The organism is Hyphomicrobium sp., from assembly GCF_035687085.1.
In the GTDB taxonomy this organism is placed as follows: domain Bacteria; phylum Pseudomonadota; class Alphaproteobacteria; order Rhizobiales; family Hyphomicrobiaceae; genus Hyphomicrobium_B.
Genome location: NZ_DASRYS010000005.1, coordinates 50,199 through 63,001, shown reverse-complemented (window position 1 = coordinate 63,001; position 12,803 = coordinate 50,199). Strand labels below are relative to the sequence as shown.

General features: G+C 62.4%; 9 protein-coding genes. 7 read left to right on the top strand and 2 right to left on the bottom strand.

What is annotated here, in order from left to right; genetic code table 11:
• The first annotated feature begins 52 nt into the window (after positions 1-52).
• On the top strand, positions 53-733 hold the full coding sequence (locus VFG26_RS03725; RefSeq protein ID WP_325022368.1) for a MarC family protein: 681 nt from the start codon (positions 53-55) through the stop codon (positions 731-733).
• Here the strand turns inward: VFG26_RS03725 and VFG26_RS03720 are convergent.
• A complete protein-coding gene (locus VFG26_RS03720) occupies positions 730-1,509 on the bottom strand; it encodes a gamma-glutamyl-gamma-aminobutyrate hydrolase family protein (protein ID WP_325022366.1) in 780 nt (259 codons plus the stop codon). The two genes, VFG26_RS03725 and VFG26_RS03720, sit on opposite strands and share 4 nt — an antisense overlap.
• A gap of 245 nt (positions 1,510-1,754) precedes the next feature.
• On the opposite strand from VFG26_RS03720, the gene VFG26_RS03715 reads away from it, so the two are divergent.
• Entirely contained in the window at positions 1,755-2,921 is a 1,167-nt protein-coding gene (locus tag VFG26_RS03715; RefSeq protein WP_325022364.1) for an acyl-CoA dehydrogenase, read from the top strand.
• Positions 2,918-4,129, top strand: coding sequence for a CaiB/BaiF CoA-transferase family protein (locus VFG26_RS03710; RefSeq protein ID WP_325022362.1), 1,212 nt, complete (start codon positions 2,918-2,920; stop codon positions 4,127-4,129). The genes VFG26_RS03715 and VFG26_RS03710 overlap by 4 nt, the downstream gene beginning before the upstream one ends.
• Positions 4,130-4,133: 4 nt before the next feature.
• Here VFG26_RS03710 and VFG26_RS03705 read toward each other — a convergent pair whose 3' ends face one another.
• Positions 4,134-5,933: a putative bifunctional diguanylate cyclase/phosphodiesterase gene (locus VFG26_RS03705; RefSeq protein ID WP_325022360.1), complete on the bottom strand. Its 1,800-nt coding sequence runs from the start codon at positions 5,931-5,933 to the stop codon at positions 4,134-4,136.
• 526 nt (positions 5,934-6,459) lie between these two features.
• Here VFG26_RS03705 and VFG26_RS03700 point away from each other — a divergent pair.
• The 4 genes from VFG26_RS03700 (at position 6,460) to VFG26_RS03685 (ending at position 12,689) form a co-directional block, all read left to right on the top strand.
• Positions 6,460-8,028 (top strand): glucan biosynthesis protein, encoded by a 1,569-nt coding sequence (locus VFG26_RS03700; protein ID WP_325022357.1) that lies wholly within the window; start codon positions 6,460-6,462, stop codon positions 8,026-8,028.
• A gap of 194 nt (positions 8,029-8,222) precedes the next feature.
• Positions 8,223-9,845 (top strand): NADP-dependent glyceraldehyde-3-phosphate dehydrogenase, encoded by a 1,623-nt coding sequence (locus tag VFG26_RS03695; protein WP_325022355.1) that lies wholly within the window; start codon positions 8,223-8,225, stop codon positions 9,843-9,845.
• A gap of 226 nt (positions 9,846-10,071) precedes the next feature.
• On the top strand, positions 10,072-12,378 hold the full coding sequence (locus tag VFG26_RS03690; RefSeq protein ID WP_325022353.1) for an FdhF/YdeP family oxidoreductase: 2,307 nt from the start codon (positions 10,072-10,074) through the stop codon (positions 12,376-12,378).
• On the top strand, positions 12,375-12,689 hold the full coding sequence (locus VFG26_RS03685) for a hypothetical protein (RefSeq protein ID WP_325022351.1): 315 nt from the start codon (positions 12,375-12,377) through the stop codon (positions 12,687-12,689). Before VFG26_RS03690 ends, VFG26_RS03685 begins: the two co-directional genes overlap by 4 nt.
• Positions 12,690-12,803 lie beyond the last annotated feature (114 nt).

Below are 12,803 nucleotides of genomic sequence, written 5' to 3'. Positions count from 1 at the left end.
AGATGCCGCGCATAACACCGCGACCGGCCATCTCAATCGATAAGCACAGCCCATGGAATTCTGGAGCGGCATCACCGCAACCTTTCTGATCGCGTTCCCCGCGCTGTTTTCGATCGTGAACCCGCTCGGCGGCGCGCTGATCTACAGTCAGGTCACGGCCAGCCGGCCCGAGGCGGAACGCAGGTCGCTCGCCTGGCGTGTCGCCTTCTACTCCGCCATCGTCATGCTCGTATCGCTTTTGATCGGGGCCACGCTCATGAGCTTCTTCGGCGTCAGCATCGATGCCTTGCGCGTCGCGGGCGGAGCGGTCGTCGCCGTCAGCGGCTGGCGGATGCTTTACAATCCTCAGGAAACCGAAGACCGCAAGCAGGACCATGCGCAGCAGACGCAGAAAGCGGCCGCATGGGGCAGCGACGTCGCCTTCTTCCCGCTGACGATGCCGTTCACGACGGGCCCCGGAACGATCTCGGTCGCGATCGCCTTGAGCGCCACGCGCCCCTCGTCGGTTGAGATGCTCGTGCCGTTTTACGCCGGCGTTTGCAGCGCGGCACTCGTGCTCGCCCTTCTCATCGGCGTTTGTTACGCCTACGCCGAACGCATCGTCGAGCTGCTCGGCCCCGCGCGCACGCGTATTCTGACGCGGCTGTCAGCGTTCCTGCTGCTCTGCATCGGCGTGCAGGTTCTGATCACCGGCGTGCAAGGCGCGCTCGTGACCGTCCTCGCCAAGCACTAGCTGCCGAGCGTCGCCTTCTCCGCAACGAGCTCGGCGGCTTCACGCAGGCTCGCCCCTTTTAGCAGCAGCCCGAACCAGGCGAAGAGCTCGCGCGATACGGGATTGTCGGCAACGCGCCATTCCGGATGCCATTGCACTGCCAGGATGCGTTCGCCGCCCGAAGGCCGAATGCCTTCAACGACGCCATCAGCGCTCGTTGCCTCCACCGCAAGCTTCTGCCCGAGATCGTCGATACCTTGGAAGTGCGCCGAGTTGACGACGATCGACGGCTGACCCAGCGCACGCGACAGGATTCCGCCGGGCGCCAGATCCACCCGGTGCTCGAGCGCGAACATCTCATCCATCGAGAGCCCGGGCGGCGTGTGGTGAATTTGCGGCCGCTCCGCCTGCCCCAGATCCCGCCTGAGGCTCGCGCCGTAGGCGACTGCGATCTCCTGGAAACCCCGGCAGATGCCAAGAACCGGCCGGTCTTGCTCGACAGATTCCGAAATCAGCCGGAACGCCGTCTCGTCGCGCCGGGGATCGAACGGTCCCTCACCCGCGTCCGCGCTGCGATAAAGATGCGGTGCCACGTTTGAGGGGCTTCCGGTCAAGAGAATACCGTCAAGCCGGCTCAAGATGGAGGCCGCATTCGAAATCTCCGGCATCGAAGGCACGAGCACGAAGTCGGCGCCCATGAAGGGGGCAGCGCGCAGGTAACGCTCGGCCACGCCCTGTACCGGATCTTCCGGAATGCGCGTGCAGCAGATGACACCGACGAGGGGCCGACGGGACATGATCGCCTATCCTTCAACAATCGCAAGACCGCGGGACGCATCGAGAAAGCGTCCCCGCAGGCGCCGCTTACGTCCGGCCCGATACCACTGCCCCGCGGCTCGGGCAACAAAGAGCCTGCCGCGTTGTGCGGCCCCTGCATACATTTGATTCACGTTCTGCATTTCCCAATGCACGTCCGACCCAATATAGAGTGCGGCGACGTTAGCCGGTCCGGGAGTCTAAAGTGCCAGCGAGTTCAAGTTTCATGTGGGATGATCCTCTGCTGCTGGACGATCAGCTGACCGAGGACGAAATGCTGATCCGCGACACGGCCCACGCGTTCGCGCAGCACAAGCTTCAGCCCCACGTCATCGAAGCTTACGCCGAGGAGCGAACCGACCCCGATATCTTCCGGGCCCTGGGCGAACTCGGCCTTCTCGGCTGCACCCTTCCCATAGAGTACGGCGGCTCCGCATCTAGCTACGTGGCCTACGGCCTCATTGCCCGGGAAATAGAACGCGTCGATTCCGGCTACCGCTCGATGATGAGCGTGCAGTCCTCGCTCGTCATGTATCCGATCTTCACCTACGGCAGCGAAGAGCAGCGCCGGAAGTACCTGCCAAAGCTCGCCAGCGGCGAATGGATCGGCTGCTTCGGCCTGACCGAACCCGATGCAGGCTCCGATCCAGGCGGCATGCGGACACGCGCCGAAAAGATCGAAGGCGGTTACCGCCTCACCGGCTCAAAGATGTGGATCACCAATTCACCCATCGCCGACATCTTCATCGTCTGGGCGAAGTCGGCAGAACACGATGATGCCATTCGCGGCTTCGTTCTGGAAAAGGGCATGAGAGGCCTCTCCGCGCCCAAGATTGCTGGTAAGCTGTCACTGCGCACGTCCGTCACCGGCGAGATCGTCATGGACGGCGTCGAAGTACCGGAGAGTGCTCTGCTGCCGAATGCGTCGGGACTTGGCGGACCTTTCGGATGTCTCAATCGCGCCCGCTACGGCATCGCCTGGGGCGCCATGGGCGCGGCGGAATTCTGCTTCCACGCCGCCCGCCAGTACACGCTCGACCGCAAGCAGTTCGGCAAACCGCTCGCCGCCACCCAGCTCGTGCAAAAAAAACTCGCCGACATGGAAACGGAGATCGCGCTCGGTCTCCAGGCGGCTCTCCGCGTCGGCCGCCTTTTGGATGAAGGCGAAAACGCGCCCGAAATGATCTCGCTCATCAAACGCAACAATTGCGGCAAGGCGCTCGACATTGCGCGGACCGCCCGCGACATGCACGGCGGCAACGGCATCTCCGAAGAATTCCAGGTCATGCGCCACATGCTGAACCTCGAAACCGTGAACACCTACGAAGGCACGCACGACATTCACGCCCTCATCCTCGGCCGCGCCATCACAGGTCTGCAGGCCTTCTCATGATCGTTTCGGACGGCAGTAAGCCGCTCACGGGACTGCGCGTCCTCGAACTCGCGCGCGTGCTCGCCGGTCCCTGGGCCGGTCAGACGCTCGCGGACCTCGGTGCCAACGTCATCAAGGTCGAACGGCCCGAAGGCGGCGACGAGACGCGGACGTGGGGCCCGCCGTTCATTCCTGGCGAAAACGGTGAACCCTCCGCCGCCTATTTCCACGCGGCGAACCGCGGCAAGAAATCGGTCGCTATCGGCTTCGAAACGCCCGCCGGCCGCGAAGCCGTCATCGCGCTGGCCAAAAATGCCGATGTCGTCATCGAAAATTTCAAAGTCGGCGGCCTCGCCAAATACGGTCTCGACTACGCCGCGATAAAGGCCATCAACCCGCGCGTCATCTACTGTTCGATCACCGGCTTCGGACAAACCGGGCCCTACGCCTCCCGCGCCGGCTACGACTTCATCGTGCAGGGCATGGGCGGCATCATGGATCTGACCGGCGCGCCCGATGGCGAGCCGCAAAAGACCGGCGTCGCGTTCGCCGATATCTTCGCAGGCCTCTACGCGACTATTGGAATTCTGGCGGCACTCAACGCGCGCAACACGACCGGCCAGGGAGCACACATCGACATGGCGCTGCTCGACGCGCAGGTGTCCGTCCTTGCCAACCAGGCGATGAACTATCTCGCCTCGGGAAAGCCGCCGCGCCGCCTCGGCAACGCGCATCCCAACATCGTGCCCTATCAGGTGTTCGCCTCAGCCGACCGGCCGATCATCATCGCCGCCGGCAACGACGGACAGTTCGCGCGCGTCTGCGAGGTGCTGGGGCTTGCAGGTCTCGAACGCGATGCCCGCTTCGACACCAACGCCCGCCGCGTCGCCAATCGCGCAGAACTCATTCCCATCATCGAAGCGGAGACGGCGAAGAGGCCGTCGGACGAACTGCTCGCGGGACTGGAAGCAGCAGGCGTGCCCGCCGGGCCTGTAAATCGCGTCGATCAGGCATTCGCCGATCCGCAGGTCATCGCGCGCGGGATGTATCAGGAACTGGCGCGCGAAGATGGAACGGCGGTGCCCTCCGTGCGTGGTCCAATCGTCATGAACGGCGAGCCCTGCGTTGCCGCAACACCAAGTCCGGACCTCGGCGCGCACACCGGCGATGTTCTGGATCTTGTGGCTCAGGGACAGGACCCCTGGGCAGCCTTCGAACGCGAAGGCTAGCGGCTTACATATCGCGCAGCTTCGGCAGAGCGCTCGAGAACGTGCGTGGTGATTTCGGCCCCGTCAGATGCGCATAGGCCTCGATCGGCAACGGCTTGCCGAATAGGTATCCTTGCACCTCGTGACAGCGCAGAAGCTTAAGCATCGCCACCTGCTCATCGCATTCGACGCCTTCGGCCACGACGCGCAATCCCATCGCGCGGCCAAGTCCGATGACCGAATTCACGATCGCCGCGGCATCCGAGTTCTTGACCATGTCGGACACGAAACTGCGATCGACTTTGAGACGGTCGAACGGGAAAGCTCTCAGCGTGCTGAGCGAGGAGAAGCCCGTTCCGAAATCGTCGATGGCCACGCTGACGCCGAGATCCTTGATCTCGCGCAAGGTCATCTTCGCCGTCGCCATATCCTGAATGAAGAGGCTTTCCGTCACTTCGACTTCGAGCCGCTCGGCCTCGAGTCCCGTCTCGGACAGAACATCTTTGACGAGCTTCGCAAGGTCGGATTCGACGATCTGCGCCGCCGAAACGTTGACCGCAACCCTGAGCTTGGCCTTCCACTTGGCGGCTTCCCTGCAAGCTTCACGCAGAACGAAGGCACCCATCTTCAAAATGGCGCCGCTGGCTTCAGCGGCCGGAATGAAGTCTGCGGGCGAAACCGGGCCGTGCTCGGGGTGGTTCCAGCGCAGCAAAGCCTCGAACCCGCCGACCGAACCCGTTTTGACGTCGATCTGAGGCTGGAAGACGACGGATAATTCGCCCTTGTCGACGGCGAGACCGACGTCGCGCTGCAGAACACGAAGCCGGTGTTGCTCCAGCTGCATTCCCGACTCGAAGATCGCATAGCCGCAGCCGTTGCGCTTCACGCGCCGGCGCGCGGTCTCGGCGTGCGCCAGCAGCCTGTCTTGATCTTTTCCATCGCCTGGAAACTTGGAGACGCCGACGACGGCATCGATAGTGACGCGTTCGCCGCTCACCATTTCGTAGCGGCCGCTCAACCGGGCGACAATCTCGGCCGCGAACTGCTCGTAGTCAGCGCCCTCCGCCTCGAACGTACGCGCGACCAAGAACTCGTCGCCGCCCATGCGGACGATGAGATCGGCCTCGTCAGCCAGAGAGCGCAGCCTGTCGGAAACCTTCCTGAGCACGATGTCGCCGACGGCATGCCCATGAAGATCATTGACCGCTCTGAAATCGGCGAGATCGATATGGAAGAGGCCGACCGGGCGGCCCCTCTCTTCGGCGTGCTGAAGCAGAAGCGCGAGCCGTTTTCTGAGCGTCGCTCTATTGCCGAGGCCCGTCAGAGGATCGAAGAAGGCAAGCTCGTTGAGCTTCGAGCGGGCATCCGTGCTTTCGATCGCCAGCGCGCAGATGTTGACGCACTTGTCGACGATCAGACGCTCAAGGTCGCTCGCACCCCGCGATTTGCGGAAATAGAACGCGAAGGCGCCCAGCACACGGCCATCAGGCGCCAGGATGGGGCTCGACCAGCAGGCGCGCAGCCCGTGCGGCAAGGCAAGGTTACGGTATTCCTCCCAAAGGGGATCGCTCTCGATGTCCTGAACTTCGACCGCCTGCTTGCGGAATATGGCTGTTCCGCAGGAAGCGGCGTTAGGCCCGATCGGAACTCCGTTAACCCATGCGAACTCTTCGGGAAGGCTCGGCCCCGCGATGAAGCTCAAGCGTCCTTCATCATCGATGCCCATGACGGAGCAGATCACTTCGGAAGCAAGTGCTTCCACTTCTCGGCAAAGCAGAGACATCACGTTAACGAGCGACTCGCCGGATGCGATTCCGACAAGCATTTCCCGCTGCAGAAGTTGCAGCCGCTCTTTTATGAAATCAGCATTTGCGATCGGGGGGCCGCTCAGCATCATAGCCCGACCATCGCTTCTCTGCGCCGCACGGCATTTTTCTCTAAAAAAAACGAAGCTCACACAAACTAGAGTTTCCTATGTAAAGAAAAGGTTGCGGAGAGTTTAATTCGAAATGCACGGTTGATCGCCTGAGGCTTTTTAATGCTCAGTTTGATCGGTTGACTAACCGCACTCCAGCCGTTGGCTCTTATTGATACGAATTTGCCGCCTTTGATATGCCTGCGCGTTGTGTATGCGCCGCGCCGTCGCGGTAGGACGCCGCAGGACACGGCATCGCCAAACTCAAGTCGTGGTGGTGGGGGACAACCGGCCCGTGGCTGGGAGGCCGCGCTTTGACCATCAACCAAGCCGCTAGGGGCTCCGCTCCCACATATTGAATTATCCCCATCCGTATCGGATATAGGCGCCGCCGCCCGTCCTGACCTACCCGCCGCTGTGATCAACTAAAAACAAGATGTCCTTCATGCTTGATCGTCGACACGTCCTGGCCGGTGCGCTGACCAGCACCCTGGTAGGATGGAATAGTAAACCTGCCTTCAGCGCTCCACCCGTCGGAGCCGCCGTTTTAGGACCGCCGCAGCCCTTCTCTTTTGACGACCTGAAACAACGGGCCAAAGCCCTCGCCCAGGCACCCTATGTCCCGCCCTCGCAGCCGGAAGAATCCGATCCGCTCCGGGACATGACTTTCGACACCTTCGCCCAGGCCGTTTACAAGCCCGAGATGGAACTCTGGCGCGGCACGCCGGGCGCCCAGACCGTCCGCCTCTTCCCGCAGGGCCGTTTCTACGCCGAGCCCGTCGGCATCCACGTGTTGGACGACAACGCCGCGCGCGAGGTCATCTACAGCCCCGATTACTTCGACATGCCCGCCGACCATCCGCTGCGGAAGTTGAAGACGGCGGGCTTCGCAGGCTTCAGGCTCATGAGCCGCGGCGGCCAAAGCGATTGGCTCTCCTATCTCGGCGCCTCCTACTTCCGCGCCTCCGACCCCTACGACCAGTACGGCGGATCGGCGCGCGGGCTGGCGATCAACACCGGCGAGCCGGAAGAATTTCCCCGCTTCACCAACTTCTGGCTCGAGCCCAACAGCAGCGGCATGACGATTTATGCGCTGCTCGAAAGCAAAAGCGTCACTGGCGCCTACCGCATGGACAGCCGGCGGATCGAAGGCGGACAGGGCGGCGCCCTGCAGGACGTGGAGTGCCAGCTCTATTTCCGTTCTCCCGTCAAGCTGCTCGGCCTCGCGCCTCTGACCGGCATGTTCTGGTACGGCGAGAACTCGATCCAGTTCCGCGGCGACTGGCGCCCCGAAGTTCATGATTGCGACGGCCTATCGATGTGGACGGGCACCGGCGAACGCATCTGGCGGCCGCTCTCCAATCCCCAGCGCATCGTCACCAACAGCTTCCTGGACGAGGATCCCAAGGGCTATGGCCTGGTCCAGCGCGACCGCAATTTTGAAAACTACCAGGACGACAGCCTCTTCTACGATCGCCGGCCGAGCATGTGGGTCGAACCGCTGTCGGATTGGGGCAAGGGCTCGATCAAGCTCGTCCAGCTGCCGACGACGAACGAAACTGAAGACAACATTGTCGCTTTCTGGAACCCGGAAAAGCCGGTCGAAGCAGGTTCGGAGATCAACGCGCGTTACCGGTTGTACTGGGGCCTCGACTCTCCGCCGGCAGGCGACGTTGCCCGGATCATCGCAACGCGCATCGGCCGCGGCGGGCTCGGCGGCCGCGACCTCGACCTTCTCCATCTGAAGCCCACGTCGCGCAAGTTCATGATCGACGTCGCGGGCAAGGCCCTGGAGAACGAAGTTCGCGGCGGACCGCAGGTGGTCGTGACGTCATCTCACGGCACCCTCAGCGGCATCGAAGCCTTCCCCGTCGTTGGTACCAACCGCTGGCGGATGATGTTCGACCTCGACGATCTCAATGGCCAGGCCGCCGACCTTCGCGCCTATCTCGCCAAGGACGGGCAAGCTCTGAGCGAAACCTGGCTCTATCAGATCTTCCCGTAAAGTCGCTCTAAGCCTTCAGCGCTAGGCTTGTCACAGCTTGGACCGTCCCGCGGGAACGATCATCCTGCGGAACGGTTCATTCTGTGCTTCAAGACGCACTGGGCCTTAAGATCGCTCGCCGGTTGAAGAGGGTGCAGGCCGCTCTTGCAAGCTCGTGCAGGGTTCTCCTCTCAAGATCGGAGGCATCGGCGGTCATGGTCACCACGGACCAATTGCGAGCGCTCTTTCCCGATGACGCGGAGCTGAAAACTCACGCTCCGCCACCGCCCATGCATCAGCGCGATATTCTGGTCGACGGCGAATTGCGGCACTGGGCTGGCGCGAGCGTCCCCGTGCGCTCCGCCATCTGCGCGCGCAAGTCCAATGGCGCGCTCGATCAGATCGAACTCGGAAGCCACCCGACCGCCGGAATTCCAGAAGCGATGGAAGCGCTCGCTGCTGCGGTCGAAGCCTACGACGACGGCCGCGGCGAATGGCCGACGATGGCCGTCGCGCAGCGCATCGCCTGCATGCAGGAATTCACCCGCCGCATGGCCGCCAAGCGCGAAGAGATCGTCAATCTGATCATGTGGGAGATCGGTAAGAGCCGCGCCGACTCGGAGAAGGAATTCGACCGCACGGTCGACTACGTGCAAGCCACCATCGCCGCCCTCAAAGAGCTCGATAACTCCAATTCACGCTTCCTGGTCGTAGAAGGCACCATCGGCCAAATCCGACGTACGCCGCTCGGTGTCGTGCTCTGCATGGGGCCTTACAATTATCCGCTCAACGAGACCTTCGCGACGTTGATCCCTGCGATGATCATGGGCAACACCGTCGTATTCAAGCCGCCGACGTTCGGCGTGCTGCTGTTCCAGCCGCTGCTCGAAGCGTTTCAGAAGTCGTTCCCGCGCGGCGTCATCAACATCGTCTACGGCCGCGGCGCGGAAATCGTGCCGGCGCTGCTCGAGTCCGGAAAGATCAACGTCCTGACGTTGATCGGTTCCAGCAAAGTCGCCGACCATTTGAAGAAGATGCACCCGAAGGTGAACCGCCTCCGCGCCATCCTCGGCCTCGACGCCAAGAACGCCGCCATCGTACTGCGCGACGCCGATATGACGCTCGCGGTCAAGGAATGCGTGACTGGCGCGCTGTCGTTCAACGGCCAGCGGTGCACCGCTCTCAAGATGCTGCTCGTCCATCGCGACATCGTCGATGATTTCGTCGCGCGCCTCGTCGCCGAAGTGGACAAGCTCAAGATCGGCATGCCGTGGGAGAAGGGTGTCGCCATCACGCCGCTACCCGATCTCGGGAAGGTCGAGCACATGACGCGGCTCGTTGAGGATGCGAAAGCGAAGGGCGCGCGCGTCCTCAACAAGGGCGGCGGAGTATGCGGAACGCTCTTTACTCCGGCGGTCGTTTATCCGGTGAAAGAAGACATGCTGCTCTATCGCGAAGAGCAGTTCGGGCCCATCGTCCCCGTCATGGCTTTCGATGATGTAGAAACTGCGCTCGAATACGTCATCACGTCCGAACACGGCCAGCAGGTATCGATCTTCAGCGAAGATCCCGAGACCATCGGCAAACTCGTCGACCCGCTCGTCAATCAAGTCTGCCGCGTGAACGTGAATTGCCAGTGCCAGCGCGGCCCCGACGTCTTCCCATTCACCGGCCGCAAGGACTCCGCCGAAGGCACGCTATCGGTCACCGACGCCCTGCGATCCTTCTCGATCCGCTCGATGGTCGCCGCCAAGCAGACCGACGATTCCAAGCGCATCCTGAACAAGATCGTCCGCGATCACGACAGCAATTTCATTAACACCGGCTTCATATTCTAACCCTTACGCCGATGGTTAATGGCAGGGCCATAGACAGCATCTATGATCCGATAGCATGGGGAGCGTCGTTTTGCGCACCCCTCTCGGCCTGAATGTCACGGCCTAAAACCCTGAAAACTCACATCATATTCCGTTTTCGCATAACGGTTATCCCGCGTGGTGCGTTGCGGAAGGCCTATATTTCGCACATGCCCAAAAAACAGGGCGATATTTGCGGAAGCAGGCGATGGGTAAACCAGAATTTATTGGCAAGAAGTCGAAGGCTGCAGGCGGCTGGGGCGCACTGAAGAGCTGCGGAAAGAAGCTGCTCGCGAGCGGTTCGCCGCTGTCCGGCGCCGTGACGATGCTGAAAGCCAACCAGCCGGATGGATTTGACTGCCCGGGCTGCGCCTGGGGCGACCCTGAGCATGGCTCCTCGTTCGAATTCTGCGAGAACGGCGTCAAAGCCGTCGCCTGGGAATCGACCGACAAGCGCGTCAAGCCCGACTTCTTCAAGAAGCACACCGTCAGCGAGCTTCGCACCTGGACCGACTATGACCTGGAGCGCGAGGGCCGCCTGACCCATCCCCTCCGCTACGATGCCGCGACCGACCGCTACGTCGAAGCCGGCTGGGACGAAGCCTTCGGCGAGATCGCCGGCGTCCTGAACAGCCTCGACAGCCCCGACCGCGCCGAGTTCTACACCTCCGGCCGCGCTTCCAATGAAGCCGCCTACATCTATCAGCTCTTTGTCCGCCTCTACGGCACCAACAATTTCCCCGACTGCTCGAACATGTGCCACGAGGCGAGCGGCGTCGCGCTCGAACAGGCCGTCGGCATCGGCAAGGGCACGGTCCTCCTCGAAGACTTCGAGAAGGCCGACGCCATTTTCGTCATCGGCCAGAACCCGGGCACCAACCATCCGCGCATGCTAGGCGACCTCCGCCGCGCAGCGCTTCGTGGCGCGCGCATCGCGGTCTTCAATCCGGTCCGCGAAAAGGGTCTTGAGCGTTTTGCCGATCCCCAGGACAAGCTGGAGATGATCACCGGCGGCTCGACCCCGATCGCCAGCGAATACTTCCAGGTCCGCGTGGGCGGTGACATGGCCGCGGTTCGCGGCATGGCGAAAGCGGTGTTTGCTGCCGATGATGCAGCGCTCGCTGCAGGCCGCCCGTCGGTCCTCGACCGCAAGTTCCTTGCGCAGCATACCGACGGTTTCGAAGCCTACCGCGCAGCCGTCGACGCCACGACCTGGGAACAGATCGAAGATCAGTCCGGCCTGTCGCGTGCTCAGATCGAGGAACTCGCCCAGATCTACATCGGCGCCAACCGCGCCATCTGCACCTGGGCGATGGGCGTCACGCAACATCGCCATTCGGTGGCGACCATCCGCGAGATTGCAAACTTCCTCTTCCTGCGCGGCAACATTGGCCGTCCCGGCACGGGCCTGTGCCCTGTTCGCGGCCATTCCAACGTCCAGGGCGACCGCACCGTCGGCATCAACGAGAAGCCGCCCGCAGCCTTCCTCGATGCGCTTGAGAATGAGTTCGGCGTCCCGATGCCCCGCCGCCATGGCCACAACGTCCTTGCCGCCATCGGCGCGATGCTGGATGGATCCTCGCAGGCCTTCATCGCTTTGGGCGGCAACTTCGCCCGCGCGACGCCGGACAGCCCCTTGATCGCCAAGGCGCTGATGAACCAGAAGCTGACCGTCAACATCGCGACAAAGCTCAACCACTCGCATCTGCTTCCGGGCAAGGTCAGCTACATCCTCCCCTGCCTCGGCCGCACCGAGATCGATCGCAACGCCGATGGCGCCGCGCAGATCGTGACGGTCGAAGACTCCATGAGCATGGTGCACGGATCGGGCGGCATCAATAAACCGGCCTCCCCCGAGCTTCGCTCCGAAGTCGCCATCATTGCAGGTATCGCCGAAGCGACCGTCGGCTCGAAAGTCGTCGACTGGAAGAGCCTCGCGCACCATTACGATCGCATTCGCGATTTGATCGCGCGCACGATCCCGGGCTTTGAGGACTACAACCAGCGCGTCCGCCGCCCTCGCGGTTTCCGCCTGCCCAACGGCGCGGCCGAGCGCATCTGGAACACGCCAACGCAAAAGGCGAACTTCGCAAGCCCCGCGCTCCCCGAGCAGACCGAGCATCAGCAGGCGGTCGCGCAGAAGGGCACGTTCGTGCTCCAGACTTTCCGCTCGCACGACCAGTATAACACGACCGTTTATGGCCTCGATGATCGCTATCGCGGCGTTTACGGCGAACGCCGCGTCGTGTTCGTAAATCCCGCCGACCTTGAAGAAATCGGCGCTGAGGCGGGAGATCGCGTCGACATCATCGGCCGCTACGAAGACGGCATCGAACGCGTCGCCGAAAGCTTCCGCGTTGTGCCCTACGAACTTCCGCGCGGCTCAGTAGCCGGCTACTATCCCGAACTCAACGTTCTTGTTCCGCTGTCGAGCGCGGGCGAACTCAGCGATACGCCGACGTCGAAATCGGTCCTGGTATCGTTTCGCTTGTCGGAACAAGCCCAGGCGGCATGAACGACGACGCCCGCGACGACATCACCGAAGAAGACTTCCTCAAGGCCGTATCGGCCTTGAGTTCCGAGGAGCCCGCATTTTCGCCCCTCGCTGCAGCGATCCTCGCCGCTCTCCATTTCGGCATCGCCAAAGACAGCCGCACATTCTCCCGCAAGTTCGACATCGCGCACGCCCTCGTCCTGCGTGAGGTCTCCGCGCTCGCTGACGATCTCGCACTCCTCGTCGTCACTGCGCGAAATCAAAAAAACCAGCGCACCGAATTTGCCCCCGCAGAAAAGGCGTTGCAGCTATTCGCGCGCGCTTTGAAGTGACGATCGCGCTACGGTAATAGCCACCATTTCTGCCCAGAAATACGGGCGTTTTTCACACCTCCACCAATCGGCATATGCTTTCAGCAGTGCTTCTGTCCGAGGCCTCCTGTTCTT

What these genes read in the sequence shown, in the direction of transcription:
- VFG26_RS03725 (WP_325022368.1), top strand. Translation starts at nt 53, where the DNA reads ATGGAATTCTGGAGCGGCATCACCGCAACCTTTCTGATCGCGTTCCCC.
- VFG26_RS03720 (WP_325022366.1), bottom strand. Translation starts at nt 1,509, where the DNA reads ATGTCCCGTCGGCCCCTCGTCGGTGTCATCTGCTGCACGCGCATTCCG.
- VFG26_RS03715 (WP_325022364.1), top strand. Translation starts at nt 1,755, where the DNA reads ATGTGGGATGATCCTCTGCTGCTGGACGATCAGCTGACCGAGGACGAA.
- VFG26_RS03710 (WP_325022362.1), top strand. Translation starts at nt 2,918, where the DNA reads ATGATCGTTTCGGACGGCAGTAAGCCGCTCACGGGACTGCGCGTCCTC.
- VFG26_RS03705 (WP_325022360.1), bottom strand. Translation starts at nt 5,933, where the DNA reads ATGCTTGTCGGAATCGCATCCGGCGAGTCGCTCGTTAACGTGATGTCT.
- VFG26_RS03700 (WP_325022357.1), top strand. Translation starts at nt 6,460, where the DNA reads ATGTCCTTCATGCTTGATCGTCGACACGTCCTGGCCGGTGCGCTGACC.
- VFG26_RS03695 (WP_325022355.1), top strand. Translation starts at nt 8,223, where the DNA reads ATGGTCACCACGGACCAATTGCGAGCGCTCTTTCCCGATGACGCGGAG.
- VFG26_RS03690 (WP_325022353.1), top strand. Translation starts at nt 10,072, where the DNA reads ATGGGTAAACCAGAATTTATTGGCAAGAAGTCGAAGGCTGCAGGCGGC.
- VFG26_RS03685 (WP_325022351.1), top strand. Translation starts at nt 12,375, where the DNA reads ATGAACGACGACGCCCGCGACGACATCACCGAAGAAGACTTCCTCAAG.